Genomic DNA, 25,771 nt, shown 5'->3' with positions numbered 1-25,771 from the left:
GTTGAAGATGAAACGCAGTCATTTCTTACAATTCTGTGGTTCTACTCTCGCAACTTTGGGTTTAGGCGAGTTGGAGGCGATCGCCAAAATCGATCGTCATACCCGTGTTTTCGCCCAAACTGAATTTGGTAATTTATTACCCGGCTCAGATTCAGGGGCGCAGCTACTAGCTCAAACTTCCAGCCAACAGCAAGCACTAACCATTTATCAGCCGATCCAGAATATTGAGTGGGAGGGAATGTTTGTCTCTCCCCAAGGCATCGCTTATTTTGCGATCGACGGAGGATCGCCCGATGCGGTGTCAAACCCTGATGGCGATGTGGAATTTGCCCGGATTCATGGCGATCGACAAAAAGAAGCCCGCGCACTTTTCCAGTCAGGTTTAGCCAATCATGCGATCGGCGGTTTCTTTGACAAAGCCATTGACTACTACAAACAAAGTTTAGTAATTGCCAAGGAAATCAGAGATAGCAATCTCGAAGTCATCCTGCTAGGAAATATAGGAATTGCCTACCTGCAAAATGGCTTTGCCTACATCGACCCCTTTGAGTATTTAGAGCAATATCTAGCACAGACTTGGCACAAAGCCTACTACTACAACGGAGGAGATCGGCGCTGGGGAGGAGTAGCAATGGGCAACCTCGGCAATGCTTATTATAGTGCAGATTTGTACGCCAAAGCAATTGAATACCATCAGAAACGTGTAGCACTTTCCCTAGAAATAAAAGACCGTCGAGGCGAAGGTAAAGCGATAGGAGATTTAGGCATTGTTTATCATGCCTTAGGCGACTACAAGAAAGCCATTGAATACCAGCAAAAACGTTTAGCTATCGCGCGGGAAATCAAAAACACCTTGGGAGAAGGACAAGCAATCTCAAATCTGGGCATAGTTTACCATACCCAAGGAAACCATACTAAAGCCATTGAATACCAACAACAATATTTAGCCATAGCCCAAACAATTAAAAACCCACTTTGGGAAGAACAAGCTTTGGCAAATTTGGGAGGTGCTTACTATTTATTAGGCGATTACATCAAAGCAATTGAGTTATACGAAAAAAGTTTAGCAATTGCTTGGAAAATTCGCGAGTCTCAAATAGCCAACAAGGTGCGTGCCAATCTGGGACTGGTATATTTTCAGATGAACAACTATCAGAAATCAATTGAATTATACAATCTGTTTTTTACCAGCACGTTTTCTGGAAAAAACCACCGAGAGCAAGCCATAGTTAGGAACAATATGGCAGTGCTGCAAATCAACACAGGCGATTTATCGGGAGCCACCGAAAACTTATTAAAAGGCATCCAGGTTTTAGAATCTCTGAGGGGAAGATTAGGTAGTAATGATGCCTATAAAATTGCAATCTTTGAAACTCAGACTTTTCCTTATATCAACTTACAAAAAGTCTTGATTGCTGCCAACAAACCTGATGCAGCACTGGAAATTGCCGAAAGAGGGAGAGCCAGGGCGTTGGTGGAGTTACTGGAGAAGCGGCTATCTCTGAAGCAAGCACCAGTTACTACCATTACTGCGCCGAATATCCAGCAAATTCAACAAATTGCTAAAACTCAAAATGCCACTCTCGTTCAATATTCGATTATTTACAACGATTTTAAAGTAGAAGGTAGAGAAAAAAGTCAGGAATCAGAACTGTATATTTGGGCGATCGAGCCTAATGGTAAAGTGACGTTTCGATTGGTTAACCTGAAAGCTCTATGGCAAGAGCAGCAGATTTCTTTAGCATCCTATATTACCACTACCCGCGCATATCTCGGTGCCAGAGGTGGTGGCAGTACGGAAGCAGGGCGAAGCGATGAAACTATCGAAACCAAAAGATTAAAGCAACTCTATCAAATCTTGATTCAACCAATTGCTGATTTGCTGCCAAATGACCCCAAGCAGCGGGTGATTTTTATACCTCAAAAATCTCTGTTTCTAGTTCCTTTCCCAGCACTAATGGATCCGGCTGGCAAATATTTAATTGAAAAACACACGGTTTTAACAGCACCGGCGATTCAGGTACTACAGCTAACGAATCAGCAGCGCAAACAAGTGTCAGGAGACAAGGTTTTAGTGGTAGGAAATCCGACTATGCCGAGCATTGCTTTTGAGGTTGGCGAAAAACCCGAGCAGTTAGAAGCGCTTCCCGGTGCCCAAAAAGAAGCTTTAGCTATTGCGAAACTGCTGAAAACTAGAGCAATCATCGGTAATGAAGCTACGAAAGGGGCGATCGTCCAACAAATGCTCAAATCCAGGATAATTCATCTGGCGACACATGGGTTGCTCAACGATTTTAACGGATCGGGAGTGCCAGGGGCGATCGCCCTTGCTCCAGATTCTCCATCTTCCAGCAAAGAGCAAAACTCAGGGATTAACGGTTTGCTGACTGCGGATGAAATCTTAGACTTAAAACTAAATGCGGAATTAGTGGTTTTGAGTGCTTGCGACACAGGTAGGGGCACTATTACAGGCGATGGAGTAATTGGGTTATCGCGATCGCTGATTACGGCAGGTGCATCCAGCGTAATTGTATCCCTCTGGCCAGTACCAGATGCGCCTACAGCATCCTTGATGAGCGAATTTTATCAAAATCTTCAAAAAAACCCGGACAAGGCTCAGGCGCTGCGTCAAGCCATGCTGGCTACGATCGAACAATATCCCGAACCGAAAAACTGGGCAGCATTTACTTTGATCGGGGAAGCCAATTAAGCTCTACTGCATCTAGATTTAAGTTTGCGGGCGCTGCTCAAAGCAATGGCCCAGGTAGTTTAACAAATCTCAAATGGTAGAATCAGCAAAAATTGGCGATCGCCCTCATTGTTTATCTACAAATACAGGTTTTTCCAGTCAATTCCCAAATCTCCTCCCATTCCATATCCGAAAGCGGCCGCACCTCCAAATCAATATCAAAACAACGACAAGCCGCCGCACTCAAAGCATCAATTACAGTTGCAATCAAATCATCTCCCCCTTCAGATAGAGGTAATTTTACAGGAATTAATTCCTCCCCAAAAACTTGAGAAAACAAACTAACATCCGGCTGCAAACGCATCGAACCATGCTGCAAAATAGCATCACCACGGCGCAATTGCGCGCTACCAATTAACTTGCAACCATCAACAGTAACCAAATCCGCACCCGTCGCCGTACCAAAACAATTCGGATTGTGAATGTAACTCCGCTTAGCTTCCCCGTAGTGCAAATCCACACCCATCGCCCGCCAACCTTCGATCAAAAACTCGCAAATAGTGTGATAAGCTTTCAGGCGACTGCTGTCAAATCCCGACGCCACAACTGCATAAGTTAAATCTCCTTGGTGGAGCACAGCGCGCCCACCACTGGGCCTCCTCACCAACTCCACAGGCTGTCCCTCCCAAGACAACTCCTGCCAAAACTCCGGCCAGCGCTGCTGGTGGTAGCCCAAGGAAATCGCCGCCGGTGTCCAGGTGTAAAATCGCAGAGTTGGCGGATTTTTCCCCGCTAGATGCTTTTCTAGCAGCCATTTGTCGATCGCCATCTGCACCCTACCAGACGCCGACAGCAGCGGAATTAAACGCCATACAGAATTAGCCATTAGCCCCCAGTCCTGAGTTTATACTCAATAATTGACAGGATGTTTTAAAATTAGTAACAGTTTTTGTGCCCGTCTTTTAAGTTGGTGCAAGTTTAACGCCCGCCCGTGCTTTATAAATAATCAGGAAAAATCATCGTAAAACCATGAGCAACAGTGTAATTGTCATTAACGACGAAAAATTTGAAACAGAAGTCATGAAAGCAGAGCAACCAGTGCTTGCCTATTTTTGGGCATCTTGGTGCGGGCCTTGCAAACTCATCGCGCCCTCGATCGACTGGGTGGCGGCCAACTACAGCGACCTCAAAGTGGTTAAAATGGAAATTGACCCCAATCCTACTACTGTCAAGCAGTATAAAGTAGAAGGAGTCCCTGCTCTCAGACTGTTTAAAAATGGCGAAGTAGTCCTTTCCCACGAAGGAGCCATTAACAAAGCAAAATTGATCGGTTTGCTAGAAGGTCACTTATAAACTTTTGAGTTTTAAGTTTTTAATGTTGACGTTTGAGTTATAAAGCTTTAGTTTTTAGTTAAATTATTTTTAACTGGCAACTGATAATTTATAACTCATAATGATTCAACGCTAAATATAAGTTATCGCCGCTAGATTGTCAAATAATTTACAATATTCAATCCTAGAAAACAACAAAAATCAAAAAATAGGTTCGTAGTGAGGACTTCAGTCCGCATCAAATTCAGAGGACTAAAGTCCTCACTACGAACCTGATAATCTTTATTTTACCGGAAACAAACATAATATAATTCACAATTCACAAAAATACTGGTAGCCAATATGCAATTTGCAAAACGTTTAGAACCCCTGAAATTTAATGTATTTGCCGATATGGATCGAGCAAAATCTCTCGCCAGAGCCGCCGGACAAAATGTAATTGATTTGTCTCTAGGTTCTTCCGATTTGCCCGCTGCTGCTCACATTACAGATGCGATCGCCCGTTCGCTATCCGATCCTACCACCCACGGCTATTTATTGTTTAACGGAACCCGCTCTTTCCGGGAAGCAGCAGCTTCCTGGTACGAGAAAAAATTCGGGATAGCAGTCAATCCAGAAACAGAAGTGCTGCCGTTAATTGGTTCCCAAGAAGGCACGGCGCATATGCCTTTAGCCGTGCTCAACCCCGGAGATTTTGCTTTGCTGCTCGATCCGGGCTATCCTTCCCACGCGGGCGGTGTCTATTTGGCGGGCGGTCAAATTTACCCGATGCCACTATTAGCAGAAAATCAGTTTTTGCCAGTATTTGAAGATATTCCGATGCCCGTCTTGGCTCAGTCGAAGATGATGGTTTTGAGCTATCCTCACAATCCTACAACGGCGATCGCCCCGCTGGCATTTTTTGAGAAAGCAGTGACTTTTTGTCGCCAACACGATCTCGTTTTAGTGCACGATTTCCCCTATGTGGATTTGGTGTTTGACGATCGCAACTCTAACATAGAGGCAGAGCCTCTGGATATGCGTTACCAGGCAGAGCCTGGTAACGAGGAGGGATTTCGCAAATTGATGGCGCCGTCGATTTTTCAGGCGGATCGAGATAAGAGTGTGGCGATCGAGTTTTTCACCCTATCCAAATCCTACAGCATGGGAGGCTTTCGAGTTGGATATGCGATCGGCAATCCCGAACTAATTGCAGCCCTGCGACAAGTCAAAGCAGCAGTAGACTTCAACCAATATATAGGGATTTTGAACGGAGCGAGCGCAGCATTACTAGGCCCCCAAGATACCGTCACCACCAGCGTCGAAACCTTCAGAAAACGGCGGGATGCCTTTGTAAACGCGCTTAGCGCGATCGGCTGGGAAGTACCCGTACCCCCCGCCACCATGTACGTCTGGGCGAAACTGCCAGCACCTTGGGCCTCGGATTCCGTGAAATTTTGCACTCAGCTAGTACAGAGTACAGGAGTCGCAGCTTCCCCCGGCGCCGGTTTCGGGAAATCAGGAGAAGGCTATGTGCGATTTGCCTTAGTCGAGCCGCCAGAAATTTTGGAAACAGCAGTGAGCAAAATTGCGGAATTTCTCAATTAATTTCTCAATTAAAAAGATTGGATTCATCAGCTCTCCTCTCTTGAAATTATCTGCGTTTATCTGCGGTTGATTTATCAATCCAAGATTTATGGAATACTATCGTGTCGGCTCAATTAACCGTAGTAAGATTCGTTCGTATTGCCCACGAAAGTCCGCAGCCTGAGTATAAGTCGATTAGACAAGATTGCAAAAATAACTAGGACGGGCTCTCCGGCCCGTTCCACAAAAAACATTTTTTATTGTCGAACGGGCCGGAGAGCCTGTTCCAAGATTTGATTAAAAGGAATTTTGCAATCTTGTCTATTAAACAAACGAAAAATTACCAATTCTTAAAAGTAGCCATACTTATGGGAATTGGTATAAGTTCAAACTACTAGGACTTACGCACGGCTGCTCAGAAACCGAGTTGTTCACGAAAATAATTCGTTACAGCCCATCAAAACCGTAAAAACCGGCAGGTTGAGCGAAGTCGAAACCCGGTTTCGAGGAGTCGGAGTGCGTAAGTGTTGTATCGTTATCTCTACCTAAAGGAATAGATATTTGCACGGAATATCTGTCACAATTTGTGTTGAGAAATGTTAACGCGAGACATCTTGGGAATTGCCAGTTCCGCTCACCCACTCTACAAACCCTTGAAATGAATTCTGTCGGGGCAGCGATTGTTCTGTAGCGGCGATCGCACATCCCAAAAATACCACACTTCCCAAAATTGCCAGCAGCGGGAAATGCTTACCCAGCCCAAAGTCGCGCTGAAGGCGAGCTAGCGGCCTGCTCTCGCGCCTGAGCATCTTTCCCACCGTCAGTTGTTTGAGACTAAAAGGATCGCGGACAAAATGACCGCTCCAGCTAATTACCATATGAGAATGGCAGTGGGGACAGGTGAATAGTCCGCTGACCATTCCGACTGGGCCCACGACGCTGGAACGGTGGCAAATCGGGCAAGTGACAGAATGAGTGTTATAGGTGGGAGCGTTCATAACTGCTTTTCTTGAGTAAAAAACCAACAACCAATAGAGAGCCTGCGTTAACGCCTAGGGCATATGCCTAAAGAGGCACTTTATCCTTAATTCCTAGTTTACCGCTCGAATCGGGTCGATCGGAGCTCACTGTTTGGGAAAACCTTCAAATTGCCAATCCCCCAACGAGTGCAAGTCGGGAGCACAGGTGAGATTGTATTGCAGCGGAGTAACGGTAATTTTATTGTCGCGAATAGCCTGTACGTCTGTAGGAATATCATGCGGCACTGCCGGATCTATGCTTTCTTCCACATCTTCTAACAATTCCCCAGCTAGCCAATAATAAGTTTTGCCGCGCGGATCGGTGCGCTTTTGAAATATGTCGAAATAGCGGCGAATGCCTTGACGGGCGATCGCAACTCCGGTAATTTCAGCTTGTGAGACTGCTGGTATGTTGACATTCAACAGCATCGGTTTGGGCGTTGGCTGTTTTTCCAACTGCGACAGCAAGCTCACAGCAAAATCCACCGCCGGCCCAAATTCCTGCGAAGTATAGCTCGCAAGGCTGAAAGCAATGCTGGGAATGCCTTCCATAATTCCTTCCATCGCAGCCGAAACCGTACCCGAACAGATGATATCCGTGCCCAAATTCGGCCCGTGGTTGACGCCAGCAATTACAAAATCCGGCGGTTTGTCAAGCAAAGCCCACAAAGCTAATTTCACGCAGTCGGCGGGAGTCCCCGAACAAGCCCAAGCTTTGACGGCGGGGTCAAAAACAGATTCGACAATTTCGGCGCGGATGGGTTGGTGCAATGTCAGGCCGTGCCCGGTAGCGGAGCGCTCTCTGTCGGGACAAACTACGCTCACAGAGTGGCCGGCAGCGGCGAGAGCGTTGGCGAGGCTGCGGATGCCTTGGGCAAAGATGCCGTCGTCGTTGCTAATTAAAAGTTTCATTTAAATTTTTAGAGGCCTGAGAACAATCTTAAACTAGATTCAAGTAGGGCGATCGCTAAGCCTTTAAACATCAATTCAGTAGACAATGGTTTAACCGGACTCAAACTAAAAATGAGATTAAAAAGGCTTAAAACCCAGACCTAGAGAGACTTTTAGCTATAATTGGCATTAATCCAGTATTTACGCATAGTTTCAGGCATTTTTCGGGCATCGACCTCTGTACATTCTCCAGAGAGGTTTTCAGCCACTTTAGGGGCTATAAAATATTTGAGTCCCGTTAACCATTGTATAGTAAGATTTTCAAGTTGCTTGTCATCCCGTAAGGGCGATAAATCTTCTGGCGCGCGATCGACGATTAGCTATAAATAATATCTATTGCCAACGAGCAAGACCTACAATCAGGCAAATAGGTTGATTGCACTCCTGAGCGGGGTGGGTGCACACGGAGCACCTTACCGCTCATTGGTGTCAACTTAACCCCGAAAACCTTTGTATCTCTCGTTGATAGCCGAGGCAAGATCCCCCTCGCATCCCCCTTAAAAAGGGGAGTAGGGGTTGACTTTGAGTGCTTCTTGTCCCCCCCTTTTTAAGGGGGGCGCCGGGGGGATCGAAGGCCTAATCGTCAGACAGCAGTCTGTGACTACGTTTGACGTTAAGTTAACACCAATGCTTCCCGCTATAAGAGACTGCCAAACCACTTTTTGTGTAAGTCCCATAGCATTTATTTCTGATCTTAACTCATCATCAGAGATCCCAAATGGGTTCTATTCTTTTATCATGGCTTTGCCAAACACTTAGAGCCTAAAAATAATAAATTTTTACACCTCACAACTCAACTGAATTAAAATCTTTAGGCCCGAGCGCCCTAAATTCAACCCCATTTAACACAGCCAACAATTGATTGTTGCTCGCCAATCTAATTAATGTAGCATTATTTCCAGCCGCTATTGAAAGTTTGCCAAAATTCAAACCGCTGGCTAATTGAATCGAATCTTGACCCTTAGTAAAATCAACAATCGTATCAACCCCCAAACCCAAACCCAACACAAAAGTATCCCTGCCGGCCCCGCCAGTGAGAGTATCGTCCCCAGCCCCGCCTCTGAGAAAATCGTTCCCCCTACCGCCAGATAAAATATCGTTGCCCGCGCCCCCATTTAAAACATCATTTCCTTGCAAACCAGCCAACACATCATCCCCACCAAAACCGTTAATAATATCGCTATCATTGCTGCCAGTCAGGGTATCGTTATTGGGAGTACCGCTGACAGTATTAGAACCGCTGTCAAAGTCAAAAACAAAAATATCAGAAACATTATTCGTATCACCCGGAACCAAATTGCTAGCCAGCGAATAAAATGCTACTTGCTTGCCATTATTTGAGATAGCAGGAAGTAGGGAAATACCGTTAGCAATATCGCCAGCAGCATCCGCAGACACGCGATTCGTCGTATTAGCTTGCAAATCCCGCACAAAAATATCGCTGCGGTTGTTCGTATCCCCCGAAACTAAGTTAGAAGCTTCAGAAGAAAACGCCACAAACCTGCCGTCAGCAGAAATAGAAGGACGTTTGGAATCGCCGTTAGTGCGATCGCCCGTCGCGGACACAGAAACAAGTACAGTAGTATTCGCAGACAAATCCCGCACAAAAATATCCCGACTGTTGTTCCCATCTCCCGGTACTAAATTAGAAGCAGCAGATTCAAAAGCCACAAACCTCCCATTAGCAGATATCGTTGGAGTAAAAGAACCCGCATTTCCCTCACTCCCTGTCATAGATACAGATACGCGATTTGTCACATTCCCCTGCAAATCCCGCACGAAAATATCGCTGGCATTATTCGCATCCCCCGGTACTAAACTCGATACTCCCGACTCAAAAGCCACCAATCGCCCGCTAGCAGAAATAGCAGGAACCTCGAAAGAATCAGTACCTCCACCGCTAGCGGAAACAGAAACACGATTCGTAGTATTGGCTTGCAAATCCCGCACAAAAACATCTGGAAGATTGTTCGCATCCCCCGGCACTAAATTGGAACTGTCCGAAACAAAAGCCACAAATCTCCCATTTCCAGAAATAGCAGGCGCAGAAACATAATTTCCGTTTCCCTGCGATCCTGTGCTCGAAACAGAAACGCGATTCGTAGTATTAGCTTGCACATCCCGCACGAAAATATCTGCCCGGTTATTCGTATCACCCGCTACGAGGTTAGATGCTAAAGATTGAAAAGCTACAAATTGTCCGTTATTAGAAATAGCAGGTAGCGAAGAAATACCGTTTCCATAACGGTTCGTAGTGTGGACTTTAGTCCGCAAAAAATAGCGGACTAAAGTCCACACTACGAACAGGGAATTCTCATCGCAATAAATTCTAATTGCAGGCGAATTATCATCGCAGGTGAATTCAAACTAAAACTCATTTTCGCTCGGGTGTACTGTCAAAAAGTGTGAGGGGATATGAATAATTTTCAAGACATTGTGTTGCCTCAGAAAAAGCCATTTGAAATTAACTCAGAGAAGACCGCAACGAACCCGTTAGCGCCGGAAAAATTATTCACTTCGGGCACTATTGCTGGCAGTTCCAACAGCATTCCCGCCCCAATTTCACAAACAGCAGGGGGCAATTTTTTCACATCACAAAAAGTTGAAGATAGCAAGAGTTTTGCACAATTTTTAACACAACCGCAGTTCTTGGGTGCAGTCCCAAACACCTCGCCCTCAGCCTTCACAAACAGCGACACCTTAACCGGCGAAAAAATAGCAACACAAACGGGCACTATTGCTGCCAGCCAGCTTCCCGATACATCGACCCCCGAACGGCAGGCAAAAAACAGCACCTTACCAGTCGGAGTGTTTCAAGTCGGTGCCAGCGGGCAAGTCAGCCTGGACTACCTGTTTGACGGCGGCTACTACCAAGGAGAACTGGCTATTTTCAGCCTCACCGGCATGGAAGCTTTAGTCCCCGGTTCGGAAGCCTTTGTCCTGGAAGCATCCCGCAGGGCCCTCACCAATTCCACCTTAGGCCGCGTCGTCCTCCGCGACTCGATCGAAGGCGCAAAATTCAGCGGTTCGATGCCGGGAGAATACAATTGGGGCTCGGGGCCCTACACTGGTGCCAAAACCTTCACCATGACACCGTTCGATACTTTTGGAGTCATGCTGGTTCCCAACGGGACGGTGCAAATATCCTACAACAACCAGTGGCTGTGGGATTTGTTTCCCGAACACCGCCCTATATTCTCCGTTGTTCCAGCTAACTCTGCCAATAGCAATTATCAGCTAGCGATCGCAGATGTTACAGGAGGGGGCAACACCATAGCAATAGAAGACGTACCCGCGACTCAAGCAGACGGCGACTACAACGATTTAATCTTCACTTTCACCGGCGCCTCCGGCAATGCCCCCGCAATCGGCACGCTTATCAACCCAGCCCGAGAATGGCGCACCACCCCTCTGGGACAGCAAATTATCAGCTACGCCAACAGCCTAGTTCCCAACGATACGACACCGCCGACAATTACCGCCAGCTTAACCAACGATACCGGAACATCTACGGGCGATCGTATTACGAACAATCCTGCGATCGGCGGTACCGTCACCGACAGCTGCAGCATCGCCAGCTTCCGCGCCGGCTTCGACGACACTCCCACAGCCGAATTTACCAACATCACCTCCTTCCTGGGCAGCAACGGCAGCTTCACCCTCAGTCGCGCCCAACTCGAAACCATCCGCCGCAACCCCCTCAGAGACGGCAACTACACCCTGCGCCTCATAGCCGCCGACTCCGCCGGCAATACTTCCAACACCTTCAGCCTCAACTTTACCCTCGACACCGCCGCCCCTCAAACCGCGTTGCTGACACCAATTCCCGGAGGCAACCACAGCAACACAGTCCGAGTCACCGGTACGGCAAGCGACACCGGGACAAATCTGTCCAACCTGCAATCCTCCGTCGATGGCGGCAGCCCCAACACCATCACCCCAGGAACCGATGGCAAGTTCGACTCCTTGCCGGACAACTCGCCGCTAGCCACCGGCAGCCACACCGCAGCCATCACGGCAACAGATATCGCTGGCAACCAAACATCCCAGACTGCCAACTTCTCCGTCGCCAACAACTTCACTATCACCCCCAACGGCAGTACGGGGTGGGCGGCAGCATCAACAGACACCGTACTCCTGGCCGAACGCAACAGCAAACTCGTCCAAGCCTTACTGCCAGTACAGTTGGGGCAACCCAGGGGCAGCCGCACCCTGCGCTTCCAACTCAAAGCCAATTTCGACAAAACAGATACAACATCAGCAATAGAAGACTTGTTCCAAGTGTTCCTGGTTTCTCCAAGCAATCCCAGCCAAACTTTACTGGATGGAGGCAGCCCCGGAACACCCCTATTTTCCCTAGCCGGCAGCAAAGCCGAATTCCTACCCGGACGAGTGCGGTACACTGGCGATATCGTAGAAATCGATTTGACTGGCGTGACAAACAGCAGCAGTGGCAATTTGTTGTTTAAGTTAATTGACAGCGACACCGACACCGGCAGTACCGTAGAAGTCAAAAACCTCACCAACACAGTCGATGAAGAAGGTACTGCCAGCCCGGTTTTTGTAGCAGCGCCAAACAAAGCCAGCAGCGGCGGCAGCCTCAACACCGCCAACCTGACAGCAGCTTCCGATTTAAAAGTAAACTTCACTCAGGTACAAATCGACCCCGCTACGGGCAGCTACAAAGCATCAGTACAAGTACAAAATACAGGCAATCCAGTCAGCCGCAACGTCGCAGTAGCTTTCCCGAATTTGCCAGCCGGAGTAACGCTGCAAAATCCCAGCGGTACCGACAGCAACGGCAAACCCTACATCAACTTACGCAGTGCAATTCCCGCCGGAGGGTTGGATGCCGGGGCGATTTCCGACTCCGTAGAAATCACCATCAACAACCCCAACTTCCAGAAATTTTCCCTCATCGCCACCGCCCTTGCCGGCGGGGCAAATCAAGCCCCCAGCTTAGCTGCCGTTCAAACCATCAACGTCAAAGTCGGAGAAACATTCAAACTGCCCCTCACCGACACCGACTCCGACGGCGACCCCATCAGCTTTGCTGTCAAATCCTCTACTGCCCTACCCACGGGCCAAATCACCGGCAACGGCACTTTAGAAATTGCCCCCACTCCCGAAGAAATAGGAACCTACAACTTTACATTAGTTGCCAGCGACGGAGAGTTAGAAACAACTCGACCTGTTACAGTTAACGTTACCCCTTCGACTCCCGGCCGCACCCGCATTTCTGGAGTAATTCAAAACACCAACCGAGAACCTTTAGCAGGCGTGTTGATAGGACTCGGCGAATTGCGGACAGTAACTGCTGCCGACGGTTCCTTTGAAATTGAAAGGCTGGAATTTCCCGGTTTGTCTGGAGTGGGACTGCCCGATTTGACACCGCCCGATACCTTGAGAATTTTCGGCGAAGGCATTACCGGTGAAGACAACTACCCCTATATTGCGGAAAAATTGCCGCTGTTATTGGAACGCGAAGTTTACTCCAACGCTAACAACGTTATCACCCGTCCGATTTACCTGCCACCGATCGACACTGCCAACGGCAAAACAATCAACCCAACTGCCGATACCACTGTCACCACCGCAGCCATTCCCAAAGCATCGGTATTTGTCAAAGCCGGTTCTATTAAAGACGCGGAAGGCAACCCCTACACCGAAAACCTCAGCATCACCGAAGTTCCCACGGAATTAACTCCTGCCGCGCTGCCGCCCAACCTGCATACCGACTTGGTAGTTACGATTCAGCCGGGGGATATGGTGTTTACCACTCCAGCCCCCCTCTCCTTGCCCAACCGCGCCGGATACGCGCCCGGTACGACAATGGACTTGTGGTCAATTAACCCCACCACAGGCTTCTTCGACAACGTAGGAGTCGGCAAAGTCAGCACCGACAGCACCACCATCGAAACCATATCAGGAGGCATCCGCAACAGCAGTTGGCACTTCTTCGCCCCACCCGCACCAGCACCCAAAGACCCCAGTCAAGACCCCCGCAACCCCAAAGACAAATGCCACGAATGCAAAGCAAAAGGAGGCTTAACCTCCTCCGTAGAAATGCACTCCGGGGCAGTCATCGAAACCCACAACCTCATACCCTACCAATCAATGGGAGAAAGCCGCAGCCTAACCCTAACCTACGACTCCCTGAGAGCAGACCCCAGACCAATAGTCCACTTCGGCTACAACAACGCCCCCGCCGATACAGCCCAAAAATTAGTTGCCAAACTCACCGTAGACGCCGGAAAATTCAAATATCAAATACCCGGATATTCCGGCACTCAATACAGTTTGACAGGAGGCGAACACTTCTGGTCGATGCCTGAAGCAGGAGGTACAATTGACGCAGCATTACAAGTCGATATGAGTGCCTTACCTTCCGGTCAGTACGACTATACAATTAACAGCGGCATCCGCCGATTTACAGGCAGTATATTTGCAGGTTCATCAACCGATACCAAAGACAAATTCATTTCAGTCAACACAATCAACAGTTTCTTCGGCAGCGGTTGGGGAATAGCAGGCTGGCAAGAATTAGTATAAAACTCCGACTCTTCAATATTGTTAATAGACGGAGACGGCAGCGAATTGGTATTCGACAAATCCCCAGCAGCAGGGGGAGGGTACGTATCTCCTCCAGGAGATTTCTCTAAATTCGATAAACTAGCAGACGGCACATTTCGCCGCACCTTAAAAGACCAAACAGTTTACAGTTTCAATACCAGCAAACGCCTGGTTTCAGTCAAAGAAGCCAACGGCAACGAAACCAAATATAATTACAATTCATCAAATGAATTGTCCCAAATCATCGACGCAGCCGGGTTGATTACCAAGTTGACCTATGCCAACGGCAAAGTCAGTCAAATAGAAGACCCAGCAGGACGGTTGACAAAGTTAGAATATGACTCTGCTGGCAACTTGCAAAAGATTGTTGACCCCGATATCACAGCGCGGACGTTTAGCTACGACGCGCAGCGCCACATCACAAAAGAGGTAGACAAGCGGGGAGTTTCCGAACAAACTTTGTACGACTTTGCAGGTAGGGCTACCGGGGGAATTCGTAAGGATGGTTCGCAGTTGCAGGTGGCACCGGTACAGGTACAAGGACTTTACCGGGAACAGGATACAACTAATCCTTTGAATGCGCCTGTGGCTAAGCCTTTAGGTGCGGTAGAAGCGAGTTATGCTGACGGTAGCGGTGGGGTAGTTACTCAGATTCTCGACCAAACCGGACAAGTTGTTTCGGCAAAAGATGGAGGGGGAAATAAGCCTACTTTTGAACGGAATCCGAATTTTTTGGTGACGAAAAGAACTGACGGGCGGGGCAATACTACCTTGTATGAGTACGATGCTAAAGGGAATGTAAAAAGCATTTCTGATTCCCTTTCTGGTACACCTCAAACACCCCCAAATAACAACGGGCAGTTATTTGCGCCGAGAAATTATATAAACGCGAATGCTAGGGCTATTGCCGTAGGAGATGTCAACAATAACAGCACGGTTGATATTGTTACTGCTGGTTATGGCAACGTATCAGTCTTGTTGGGTAACGGCGATGGCACTTTTGCCGTCAAAAATTACACTGTAAATAGCAACTCTGTAGCTTTAGGGGATTTGAATGGTGATAGGAATTTAGATATCATTGCTGTCAATTCTTTTGGCGGTACTGATCCCAATGCCGGCCGAGTGTCAGTATTGTTGGGCGACGGTGAAGGCAATTTTACCCTTCAAACTAATAATTATCCGGTCGGGTCTGGTGCTTTATCCGTAGCTGTGGGAGACGTAAATAAAGATGGCAGAAATGATGTCATTACTGCTAATAATTCTGGCACCAATAGTTTGTCACTGCTGTTGGGAAATGGCAACGGAACTTTTGCTGCAAGCACGAATATCACACTGAATTCATCGCCAGAATTTGTAACTTTCAATGATTTAAATAAGGATGGCAATTTAGACATCATTGCTGCCAGCCCTTCTAGCGACACTAATCCTCCTAGTGGCAGGGTGTCAGTATTGTTGGGAAATGGCAGCGGCACTTTTGCCGCCCCAAGTAATTACGCGGTGAATAGTGGGGCTGTATCTGTCGCTGTAGGAGATTTGAATGGGGATGGCAACAATGACATCATTACTGCAAATAAACGCAGATACAACAACGCCTCTGGATCTTTAATCAATAGTAGTGGCATATCTGTATTGTTAAGTAATAGCGACGGTAGTTTTGGTGCGGCGACTAATTACTTAATTTCGTCATATTTAGGTCTGGGAAATGCTCAGGATGTTTTGTCCGTAGCTGTAGGAGACTTAGATGGGGATGGAGATTTGGATGCAGTTATTACTGGTCAGGGTTATGGTTTAGAAAGGGTATTGTTTAACAATGGTAGCGGTACTTTTACTATTCCAAATACTTTTCCTGAGAATTCCACTTATGTCACCGATCAGGCTGTAGCACTAGCAGATGTCGATCTTGATAGCGATTTGGATTTAATCTTTGCTAGTGGTGCAGTTAATGTCAGTTTAAATAATATTGTACAAAATAGTGCGGGAGGTGGTACTGGCAAGCGGAGTTATACTTACGACCCAGTGTTCAATCAAGTAACCAGTGAAACTGACGAATTAGGCCGCCAAACTCTTTACGAAGTTGACTCGATTACTGGCAATCGCCGAAAGATGACTCAGGTAGTAGGTGCTGTTGGTGGCACTGATGATGTGGTTATTAGCTATACCTACACCAACAAGAATCTAATCGATACTGAAACTGACCCCAACGGACGGGTTACAGATTACGATTATAACGCTCAAGACCAGTTAATTAAAATCACTGTTGCTAAGGGAACTCCTGATGAAGCTGTGCAGCAGTTTGAATACGATGTTGCGGGCAATCAAAAGGCGGTAATTGATGAACTAGGGCATCGGACTGAGTACGAGTACGATGCGATGAATCGGTTGAAAAAGACTACTTTTGCCAAGGGAACAGCGGATGAGGTATCACAAACCTTTGAGTATGATGGTGATGGGAATCAGACGGCAGTTATTGATGAAAATGGCAACCGAACTGAGTCTCAGTATGATGTGATGAATCATCTGGTAAAACAAATTGCACCTGACCCGGATGGTAGCGGGCCGCTGAGTTCTCCGGTGACGAGTTACGGTTACGATAAGAATGGGAATCAGGTGTGGATGCTTGACCCGTTGGGGAGGAAGACTGAGTATCGATATGACAGTCGGAATCGGTTGGTTGAGACGGTGAATCCTGACGGTACTGTGGAGAAGATGCGGTACGATGCGGATAACAATCAAACGGGGAATATTGATGCTAAAGGCAACCGCACTAACAAAGTTTACGATGCGCGGGGTCGGTTAATTCGGGAGGTTGACCCCAATCAGAAAGTTACTCGCTTTGAATACGATGCTGCCAATCAATTAAAGGCTCAAGTTGATGCCAATAGTAGCCGAACTGAGTACAAGTATGATGAGTTGGGAAGAAGAATCGATGTGACTGAGGGAGCAACGACTGCGATCGCCAGCACTCGCAAAACCGAGTACGATAAGGTTGGGAACGTTACTGCTGAAATTGATGGGAATAATAACAAGACTCAGTATGTTTATAATGCCAGGAATCGACAAACCAAAATCACCGATGCTTTAAACGGAGTTACCAATTTTGAATATACTCCCACTGGCAATCTCAAAGCAGTTACCGACCCGCTACTTCGCAAAACTGCCTTTACCTACGACCCTTTAAACCGCCAAAAAACCGTCACCGACCCCAAACTCAATACTACCACCTATACCTACGACAAGGCAGGCAATCGAACCAAAATTACCGACGCTCTCAACCGCACTACTGAATACACCTTCGACAATCTCAACCGCCAAATCGGCACTAAAAATCCCCTAACTTATACCACAAAATCCACCTACGACGCTAACGGCAATCTCCTCAGATTCACCAACGAATTGGGAGAGGAAACTGCCTATACTTACGATAAAAAAGACCGAGTGACTGCTGTTACTGACCAGTTGGGCAATACAATTTCTACAGAATACGATGCTAACGGCAACGTGAGTGCTGTCACAGACGGCTTGGGCAATACTACCCGCTACGGTTACGATGCTTTAAACCGTCAAACTACAGCGACTGATGCTCTCAATAAAGTGACGACTACCGCTTACGATAATGTCGGCAACATTGCTTCAATTACCGATCCTTTAAATAACAAAACGAGTTACACCTACGATGAATTAAATCGCCGCAAAACTGAAACCAATCTACCTCTGAACCGCACTCGCAGTTACACTTATGACCCCGCAGGTAATTTGCTAACTGCAAAAGACGGCAACAACCGCACTCGCAAGTTTGTTTACGACCAACTTAACCGTCCCAAAGAGGAACAGTGGCTGAATTCAACTAATGCTCCGATTCGCACGATTAGCAATACTTACGATGCAGCAGGTCAACTGAAAACTATTAATGACCCCGATGCAAGTTATGCTTTGACTTACGATTTGGCTGGCAATTTGGAGACTGTTGATAATGCGGGAACTCCGAATGTGCCAAATGTGTTGTTGAAGTACGCCTACAATAATGTTAACAATCCGATTTCTGTGACGGATACAATTAACGGTCAATTGCGGGGAACGAAGTCTTTTACTTACGATGATGCGAACCGGGTGACTCGGATTACTCAAAGCGGGAATGGAGTCAGTTCCAAGCGGGTGGATCTGAGTTATGATGCTGCGGGTCAAGTTAAGGATGTGACTCGTTACAGCGATTTGAATGGGACTGGTTTGGTGGCAAAAAGTGAGTATGTTTATGACCGTGGGGGTCGTTTAACTGGGTTGAGTCACGCTAAGGAGAATACAATCTTAGCTAATTATGCTTGGACTTACGATTTTGCCAATCGGGTGACTGGATTTAATTCGCCTTCGGGTAGTACGAGTTACAGTTACGATAAGCGAGACCAATTAACTGGGGCAGATTACAGTTCTCAGAGTGATGAGAGTTACAGTTATGATGATAATGGGACTCGCACTAATTCTGGTTATCAGACTGGTAGTAACAATCAGTTGCAGTCTGATGGTGTTTATAATTATCAGTACGATGGTGAGGGGAATCTCACGAAGCGGACTGATATTGTGACGGGTGAGGTGACTGAATACAGTTGGGATTATCGCAATCGTTTAAGTCAGGTTGTTGGTAAGAATGCTGGCGGTTCTGTGATTAAGTCGGCTCAGTATAGTTATGATGGTTTGAATCGCCGCATTGTTAAGGAAGTTGATGCCGATGGTGCGGGAAGTGCAGCACCTCAATTCGAGCGTTTGGTTTACGACGGACAGCAGATTGCTTTGACTTTTGATGGGGGTGGAAATCAAACGCATCGTTATTTGTATGGGGTGCAAACTGACCAGATTTTGGCAGATGAAGGTGTTGGTGGTAGTGTGTTGTGGCCGCTGACTGATAATTTGGGTACTGTGCGGGATTTGGTTGATTCTAATGGGGTGATTCTGAATCGGATTGGTTATGATAGTTTTGGGAAGGTTACTGCTCAAACTAATCCGGGTGTGGGTTTCCGTTTTGGTTTTACGGGGCGGGAGTTGGATGCGGAGACGGGGAATTATTATTACAATTCGAGGTATTACGATCCGAAAGGGGGGAGGTTTATTAGTGAGGATACTGTTGGGTTTGCGGGTGGGGATGTTAATTTGTATCGGTATGTGGGGAATAGCCCTACTAATTATACCGATCCGTCGGGATTAATACCGGTGCCTCTTGCGCCTCCTGTGGCTGCGCCGCCTGCGGGTGGTTTGATTCCGTTTTTGAAAGGTTTGGGTGCTGGGGGTATATTACTTGCACCTCCTGGTGGTGGTGGGGTGCTTAATCCTTGGTCTGCGGGCCAGAACGATCAACTGTTTCAAGACAGGGTGCGGAGAGGGCTGATTCGGCCACAGGGACAAACTCAGCCTACTCCACCGCTTAAGACACCTCCTACGCGACCATCGCAGACATCCCCTACACCAACCCCCACACCAGCACCAAAATCAGCCCCTGCACCAGCACCAGCCGCCAACAAGAAAGATAGCAATTGTCCAACCTGTGACTCCCTATTCAGTTCATATGATAAGTGTAGTGATTTGGTGACAAACGATTTGCCTTTTGGAGGGTATAAAGATACAAGTGCTTCCTCTGCTGCTAAAGTTATCCAGAACTTTAGAGGAAAGCATCCTCTGATCAAAGATTATAGAGAGCTTCAGCCTCAACGGGGACAAGGCGACCCAGCGACTAAGTTTAAATGTAAAAACCCTACAGATGCTAATCATTACAACGTTTTCATAAAAGACCTTCTCCCACGCGAGGTAAGTGCTGGTTCTCTAGCTGAATGTAAATGTTGTAAAGAAGGAAATCCTCCCGAATTAGTAAACCGATTTGCTATTCTGAACATTAAAGATAAAGCAGGTAACAAATATTACGATCGAGGGTACTGATGAACAAATTCGAGTATTGGTTTCTAGACACTGCTGTAACAGAAGTGGTTGGTTTCAGTTGGATTGTTCCTGATGATCGATACGGAGACCTTGCCATCAATCGCGCACCTCTCAATCTCACCGTAGCTGAAATAACCGATCTATTGCATTGTCTGTTTCAAACAGGAGACTTGCTAGCAACTACTCCCTCAGATTTCGATGAGTACGGCTTTAATAGAGGTTTTATACCTTCAAAATCTGAAATTGAGTCTGCTATTCATCAAAGAATAAATTTGTTCTACTTCTTGACAAGTCAAGGAGGAGAAAAATGGGAGTGTGTCTCTCATCCGAATTGGAATTTGTATATGACAGGATGTGACGGTTTCCTTGGCTGCGCTGACCGTAAATTATTAGAAGCATATTTAGCCTTATACCATTTAATAGATCATGGAAATACCCGTGCCTATATTATCCCAGGCACAGAATCATGGAAAATATTGACTCCTTGGCAAGCTACTTATTGGAAAACACTTCCTATTGGTTACGAAGTTCGGTATGAAAGTAGAAGCGTTGAATTTGATGAATCTGCTAAACGCGATCCTAAGTTAATTGAACGAGAAAAAAAAGCAAATAACTGGTATTCTAGCACTAGAATCTGGTATACAAACTACTTTAAGCAGTGTGAAGCAGAACTTAACTATTCCACAGCATTAGCAAAAAGTCCGAACCTCAAAATTGAATACTTGATGCTTAAGTCTGCAATATGCGGATGCGAGTCACTAATTAATTTTGCACACTCAGAGCAGCTATCTCAGGCTGAAGTAGTTCTTGCAGCAGATTCCTTGTTTCAGAGAGGTGACATTAAAGCAATGGTGTTTACCGATGAATACGACACCGAACCAGCTTCAGATGTTGTCTTAACCAGGGCAGGAATTCAAGACCACTTAATTGGAAGACTTGTAGCAAGCTACTATTTAACTCCTCAAGGTGGTGCTAGATGGGAAGCAATGGCTCATCCTGATTGGAATAAGTTTTTTATTGTTAATTTTCGTGAGTTCTTCCCTGATGAAGATGAAATTTTCGGTACTCAGCGAGAAATTCTCGAACAATTGTTGAGTTTAGACCGCTTGATTTTGGGCAAGCAACATATTCCAGGAACCGAAAAATGGAATGTCCTTGAACCCTGGGAAGCAACTTATTGGAAGACTTTACCACAAGGCTATCACGTTAGTTGTGAATTTCAGCACAATGATTCGTGCCTAGATTACCAAAAAGAAGGAGCTCTCCCTGAGTTAGTTGAGGAACATGAACAAGCATTGCAATGGTACGAGAATATGAAGAAATGGTATACTGATCCGAAGTTTGACTAAGTTCAATTGAGTATCCTAATTGTTTTGTTCTTGCTTAGCCTGCGATTCTAAATCGATCGCCAATACGATATGATTGAGTATTTGTACTTGCGATCGCCCTGACAGAGATATTATCACGGGCGATCGCACAATCGATCGCTCCCAACCTCTGCTAACATCAGATTTAACGAGAAAACTTACCTGCAAACTCCCGCAGAAACACATCAAAGCTGTTTACCGAAAGTGCGACGGCTTAGAAACCCCCAATGACCTCCCGAATCTCCATCATTACCACCACCTACAACCGAGAACAATACCTCAGCGCAGCCATAGAAAGCGTTCTCGCCCAAACCTACCCCAACTTTGAACTGATAATTTGGGATGACGGCTCGATCGACTCTAGCCTCACCATCGCCCGCAAATACGCACAGCAAGACACGCGAATTCAAGTAATCGCGGCCCCCCACCAAGGCCGAGGAATCGCTCTCAAAACCGCTCACACAATCTGCAAAGGAACATACATCGGCTGGCTGGACAGCGACGACTTGCTCGCACCCACCGCCCTGCAAGAAACCGCAGCCGTATTAGACGCACGGCCAGAAATTGGTGCAGTCTACACCGACTATCTAATTATCAATGAAAAAACTCAAGTAAAAGGACTGGGACACCGCAGCCAAATACCCTATTCTCCAGACAGGCTGTTAGTAGACTTCATGACCTTTCACTTTCGCCTGTTTCGCCACCAATTGTACGATAAAATAGGTGGCATTAACTCCGAATACAACCGCGCCGAAGATTACGATTTCTGCCTACGACTTTCAGAAATTACCCAATTCTATCACCTCAACAAACCCCTTTACTACTACCGGCAACATTCCCAGCATACAGTTCGACAACAACTCGCTCAAATTCAAGAATCTCAGTCAGCTATTGCACAAGCGCTGGAGAGACGCGGGCTGAGCGATAAATTTGAATTAGAAGTAGATATCGTCAGTCGATTTTTTCTGTACAAACGCCAGCAGAAAGAAGCAGGTTAAAGTGATATGACTCCCATCTCTCTTGTCATGACTGTCTACAACCGAGAACGCTATCTCAAAGCCGCCATAGAAAGCGTTCTCGCTCAAACCTACCCCAACTTTGAACTGCTAATTTGGGACGATGGCTCCACAGATAGCTCTCTCAATATAGCCCGCAGCTACGCCAAACTCGACTCCAGAATCAAAGTCCTCGCCGCCGAACACCGAGGAGTCAGCTATTCCCTCATGGCCGCGATTAGAGAAACTGCATTTCCCTACTTCGGGTGTGTGGATAGCGACGATTTGCTCGCTCCGAAAGCACTAGCAGAAACAGTCCCTATTTTAGATGCAAATCCTCAAGTTGGAGTTGTTTACACCAACTATTTACTCATCGATGAAAACGACTGCGTTGGCGGCGAAGGTGAACTCTGCAAAATCCCATATTCGCCAGAACAACTGTTAGTCGATCCGATCGTTTTTCACTTCCGCCTCATCCGCCGTTCGGCTTACAATAGTTGTGGCGGTGTGGACACCAAATTTGCCAGTGCTTTCGATTACGAATTGTGCTTGCGGCTGAGCGAAGTTTCAGAAATTAGAAAACTCAACAAACCGCTGTACTATTACCGCATCCACCAGCACAATTTTTCTCGCCAGCATCGGGCCGAGCAGATATTATTATGCCATACCGCTGTCGAACAGGCGCTCGTTCGTCGCAAACTTGCCGATACATTGGAGCTGGGAGTGGAACTTGTCGGTCAATTTCGCTTGCGTCCAAAGCAGGTCGATCGCAAAATTGATAATATCAGATTTTTGGGCGAGTTCCCAAATTCACCCGGCAGTCGATCGACCGCATCAAGTCCGATTTTTATCCTCGGGGCCGAACGTTCGGGGACAACTCTCCTGCGTTTAATGCTCGCGGCGCATCCAGATATCTGCATTCCCCCTGAAAGTCTTTTCTTTGTTGCCCTAGAGTCGAAATACGGCGCTGTCAGCGACTTGCTGCCTGAAATCGAAGAATTTTTAAATGACCTTTACAATAACGATTTTCACAGGTTTGGGGAGTGGAATGTTGACCGACAGCTTTTATTAAATAACTTGACAAACAACCAGCAGTTGAGTTACCAGAGAGCAGTTTCTACAGTTTATCAAACTTACCGCCAGCAGTTTGACCCGACAGCTTCGATTTGGGGCGATAAGAATCCTTTTCACATTTATCAATTAGGGAAAATTAGGAAATATTTTCCAGGCGTTAAGGTGATTCTGATTGTGCGAGATTTTCGGGCTTGTTACAGTTCGGTAAAAAAATTAGTAGCAAAAGAACAGGAAAGCGGGGAAGTGTGGCAGGGGATAAAAACGGTAGAAGGACTGACGCACCAGTGGAATCAAGTTGTTAAAATTCTTGAAAAGTATCATCAAAAGTGGGAGCAATTTTATTTGGTTTCTTACGAAGATTTGGTGAGGGAGCAGTCAGCACATTTGGCTGAAATTTGCAAGTGGTTGGGGGTGGATTTTCAGGAATCGATGCTGGATTTTTATGAAAAAAATGCTGCTGAAGGTTTGGTTCCGCCCAGTCAAATGGTGTGGCATCCACATACTTTAGAGCCTGTTGGAGTTAAGGGAATTAATGCTTGGCAAGATGAGTTGAGTTTTGCTGAGTTGGAAACTATTGAGTTGCTGAATTGGAAGAATTTGGAAAAGCTTGGATATAAATGCACTTCATTATTTTAGCAGGAATCTTGATGAGCGATTGTTATCGAATTTGGCGATCGCCCGATCGCAAAAATGCTAGGGTAGAAGCAGTAGCAACGATCGCTCAATACAAGTTATGATCGGACAGTCCTAGGGGTAAAACCTTGTGACAAATAGATACTGCGATTGCTTCGTTCCTCTCTTCGGACAACACCTAACCCAAGTGTGTTGAACGATCGCCCGCAGTGCCGATCCTCCCCTGTTCGTTCTAAAATCTACCAGTCAGTCGATCCAAAATTGTGCTACACTCAGCTTGGCTCAAAACCGCCATCAATCTAAAATCTAAAATCTAAAATCTACAAGTCAGTCGATCCAAAATTGCGCTACACTCAGCTTGGCCCAAAACTGCCATCAATCTAAAATCTAAAATCTAAAATCTAAAATCAAGATGACTGTCCAACTAAGCGACATTGAAACTCAACTAGAAACCCTGGGCCAAGAGTCCAAAAGTGCGATCGCAACTGCGAATACCCTCGAACAACTCGAACAGTTGCGCGTCGGCTACCTCGGCAAAAAAGGGCAACTCTCTCAAATTTTAGGCATGATGGGGAAACTGCCGCCAGACCAGCGGCCGAAAGTAGGCGCGATCGCCAATACTGTAAAAGAAGCCCTACAAGCCGACCTAGAAGACAAGCGCGCCGCTCTCCAAACCGCCCAAATTAAAGTCAAATTAGCCTCAGAAACCCTCGATGTTACCATGCCGGGGATTTTTCGCCCCCAAGGTCGCATCCACCCGTTAAATGCAGTCATAGACCGCGCTCTAGATATATTTGTCGGTCTGGGCTACACCGTCGCTAACGGCCCGGAAATGGAAACCGATTATTACAACTTCGAGGCGCTCAACACTCCCCCCGATCACCCGGCGCGGGATATGCAAGATACATTTTACCTGCCCGGTGGTGACTTGCTGCGGACTCAGACATCATCGGTGCAAATTCGCTACATGGAACAGCACAAGCCGCCGATTCGGATTGTCTCTCCGGGCCGCGTTTACCGCCGCGATACTGTTGATGCTACTCACGCGGCAGTTTTCCACCAAATTGAACTTTTGGCAATTGGTGAAAATCTCACATTTACTGACTTGAAAGGTACAATTAAAGAGTTTTTGCGCCAAATGTTCGGACAAGATTTGCCGATTCGTTTTCGCACGAGTTACTTTCCGTTTACAGAACCTTCTGCTGAAGTTGATTTGCAGTGGAACGGTAAATGGCTGGAAGTTTTGGGCTGCGGCGCTGTCGATCCGAATGTTCTTCAAGGAGTCGGTTTAGATCCCGAAAAGTATACTGGGTTTGCGGCGGGTTTTGGGGTGGAGCGGTTCGCTATGGTACTTTATGAAATTGACGATATTCGCCGGGTTTATGCTAGCGATTTGCGCTTTTTGCGACAGTTTTAAGTAATTCTTGGCGATCGGTTTTACGATTAGTCTGTGGCTTGCTGTCAATTTGGCTCGGTATAATCATTTGCGATCGACCAGATTAGGCGAAAAAACCAGAGTATCATCTGCCAACTGAACGATCGCATTTGTTTGTAGTGAGGACTTCAGTCCGCAAGAAAGAAGGACTAAAGTCCTCACTACGAACCTCTAAGAAGGACTAAAGTCTTCACTACGAACCTCTAAGAAGGACTAAA

Annotated in this window: 14 protein-coding genes; 9 read left to right on the top strand and 5 right to left on the bottom strand. The window is 46.7% G+C overall.

Features of this window, described 5'->3' with window-relative positions:
- Positions 1-7 precede the first annotated feature (7 nt).
- Positions 8-2,710, top strand: coding sequence for a CHAT domain-containing protein (locus QUB64_RS24240; RefSeq protein WP_333275873.1), 2,703 nt, complete (start codon positions 8-10; stop codon positions 2,708-2,710).
- A gap of 112 nt (positions 2,711-2,822) precedes the next feature.
- On the opposite strand, the gene QUB64_RS24235 is transcribed toward QUB64_RS24240, so the two are convergent.
- A complete protein-coding gene (locus tag QUB64_RS24235; protein ID WP_333275876.1) occupies positions 2,823-3,575 on the bottom strand; it encodes a lipoate--protein ligase family protein in 753 nt (250 codons plus the stop codon).
- 143 nt (positions 3,576-3,718) lie between these two features.
- Between QUB64_RS24235 and QUB64_RS24230 the strand changes: the two genes are divergently transcribed.
- A complete protein-coding gene (locus QUB64_RS24230; protein WP_333275878.1) occupies positions 3,719-4,042 on the top strand; it encodes a thioredoxin family protein in 324 nt (107 codons plus the stop codon).
- A gap of 321 nt (positions 4,043-4,363) precedes the next feature.
- The gene (locus tag QUB64_RS24225; protein ID WP_333275880.1) at positions 4,364-5,608 is read left to right on the top strand and encodes an LL-diaminopimelate aminotransferase; all 1,245 of its coding nucleotides are present in this window, start codon (positions 4,364-4,366) and stop codon (positions 5,606-5,608) included.
- A 578-nt stretch (positions 5,609-6,186) separates the two neighbouring features.
- On the opposite strand, the gene QUB64_RS24220 is transcribed toward QUB64_RS24225, so the two are convergent.
- From QUB64_RS24220 to QUB64_RS24210, 3 genes are all read right to left on the bottom strand, one after another.
- The gene (locus QUB64_RS24220) at positions 6,187-6,585 is read right to left on the bottom strand and encodes a hypothetical protein (RefSeq protein WP_333275882.1); all 399 of its coding nucleotides are present in this window, start codon (positions 6,583-6,585) and stop codon (positions 6,187-6,189) included.
- A gap of 126 nt (positions 6,586-6,711) precedes the next feature.
- Positions 6,712-7,518 carry a 5'/3'-nucleotidase SurE gene (surE, locus tag QUB64_RS24215; RefSeq protein ID WP_333275884.1) on the bottom strand — a complete coding sequence of 269 codons (807 nt, stop codon included), beginning with the start codon at positions 7,516-7,518 and terminating at the stop codon, positions 6,712-6,714.
- Between the two features lie 825 nt (positions 7,519-8,343).
- Complete coding sequence (locus tag QUB64_RS24210) at positions 8,344-9,855, bottom strand: calcium-binding protein (RefSeq protein WP_333275886.1); 1,512 nt, start codon at positions 9,853-9,855, stop codon at positions 8,344-8,346.
- Between the two features lie 117 nt (positions 9,856-9,972).
- Here QUB64_RS24210 and QUB64_RS24205 point away from each other — a divergent pair, with 117 nt between their 5' ends.
- Genes QUB64_RS24205 through QUB64_RS24195 form a run of 3 tightly spaced genes read left to right on the top strand, consistent with a single transcriptional unit; the run spans position 9,973 to position 21,398 of the window.
- Positions 9,973-14,109 carry a DUF4114 domain-containing protein gene (locus QUB64_RS24205; RefSeq protein ID WP_333275888.1) on the top strand — a complete coding sequence of 1,379 codons (4,137 nt, stop codon included), beginning with the start codon at positions 9,973-9,975 and terminating at the stop codon, positions 14,107-14,109.
- 18 nt (positions 14,110-14,127) lie between these two features.
- Positions 14,128-20,049, top strand: a complete 5,922-nt coding sequence (locus tag QUB64_RS24200; RefSeq protein ID WP_333275890.1) for an FG-GAP-like repeat-containing protein — start codon at positions 14,128-14,130, stop codon at positions 20,047-20,049.
- A complete protein-coding gene (locus tag QUB64_RS24195) occupies positions 20,049-21,398 on the top strand; it encodes a hypothetical protein (protein WP_333275892.1) in 1,350 nt (449 codons plus the stop codon). The genes QUB64_RS24200 and QUB64_RS24195 overlap by 1 nt, the downstream gene beginning before the upstream one ends.
- Before the next feature lie 15 nt (positions 21,399-21,413).
- Here the strand turns inward: QUB64_RS24195 and QUB64_RS24190 are convergent, their stop codons facing one another.
- Positions 21,414-21,584, bottom strand: coding sequence for a hypothetical protein (locus QUB64_RS24190; RefSeq protein WP_333275894.1), 171 nt, complete (start codon positions 21,582-21,584; stop codon positions 21,414-21,416).
- A gap of 59 nt (positions 21,585-21,643) precedes the next feature.
- On the opposite strand from QUB64_RS24190, the gene QUB64_RS24185 reads away from it, so the two are divergent.
- From QUB64_RS24185 to pheS, 3 genes are all read left to right on the top strand, one after another.
- Positions 21,644-22,414 (top strand): glycosyltransferase, encoded by a 771-nt coding sequence (locus QUB64_RS24185; RefSeq protein WP_333275896.1) that lies wholly within the window; start codon positions 21,644-21,646, stop codon positions 22,412-22,414.
- A 6-nt stretch (positions 22,415-22,420) separates the two neighbouring features.
- A complete protein-coding gene (locus tag QUB64_RS24180; RefSeq protein WP_333275898.1) occupies positions 22,421-24,121 on the top strand; it encodes a sulfotransferase in 1,701 nt (566 codons plus the stop codon).
- A 409-nt stretch (positions 24,122-24,530) separates the two neighbouring features.
- A complete protein-coding gene (gene pheS, locus QUB64_RS24175) occupies positions 24,531-25,535 on the top strand; it encodes a phenylalanine--tRNA ligase subunit alpha (RefSeq protein WP_333275901.1) in 1,005 nt (334 codons plus the stop codon).
- The last annotated feature ends 236 nt before the right edge of the window (positions 25,536-25,771 follow it).

The organism is Microcoleus sp. Aus8_D2 (assembly GCF_036702665.1).
Taxonomy (GTDB): Bacteria; Cyanobacteriota; Cyanobacteriia; order Cyanobacteriales; family Microcoleaceae; genus Microcoleus.
This window is presented reverse-complemented; position numbering and strand designations above follow the sequence as displayed.

What these genes read in the sequence shown, in the direction of transcription:
- QUB64_RS24225 (WP_333275880.1), top strand. Translation starts at nt 4,364, where the DNA reads ATGCAATTTGCAAAACGTTTAGAACCCCTGAAATTTAATGTATTTGCC.
- surE (WP_333275884.1), bottom strand. Translation starts at nt 7,518, where the DNA reads ATGAAACTTTTAATTAGCAACGACGACGGCATCTTTGCCCAAGGCATC.
- QUB64_RS24180 (WP_333275898.1), top strand. Translation starts at nt 22,421, where the DNA reads ATGACTCCCATCTCTCTTGTCATGACTGTCTACAACCGAGAACGCTAT.
- QUB64_RS24240 (WP_333275873.1), top strand. Translation starts at nt 8, where the DNA reads ATGAAACGCAGTCATTTCTTACAATTCTGTGGTTCTACTCTCGCAACT.
- QUB64_RS24230 (WP_333275878.1), top strand. Translation starts at nt 3,719, where the DNA reads ATGAGCAACAGTGTAATTGTCATTAACGACGAAAAATTTGAAACAGAA.
- QUB64_RS24195 (WP_333275892.1), top strand. Translation starts at nt 20,049, where the DNA reads ATGAACAAATTCGAGTATTGGTTTCTAGACACTGCTGTAACAGAAGTG.
- pheS (WP_333275901.1), top strand. Translation starts at nt 24,531, where the DNA reads ATGACTGTCCAACTAAGCGACATTGAAACTCAACTAGAAACCCTGGGC.
- QUB64_RS24205 (WP_333275888.1), top strand. Translation starts at nt 9,973, where the DNA reads ATGAATAATTTTCAAGACATTGTGTTGCCTCAGAAAAAGCCATTTGAA.
- QUB64_RS24220 (WP_333275882.1), bottom strand. Translation starts at nt 6,585, where the DNA reads ATGAACGCTCCCACCTATAACACTCATTCTGTCACTTGCCCGATTTGC.
- QUB64_RS24235 (WP_333275876.1), bottom strand. Translation starts at nt 3,575, where the DNA reads ATGGCTAATTCTGTATGGCGTTTAATTCCGCTGCTGTCGGCGTCTGGT.
- QUB64_RS24185 (WP_333275896.1), top strand. Translation starts at nt 21,644, where the DNA reads ATGACCTCCCGAATCTCCATCATTACCACCACCTACAACCGAGAACAA.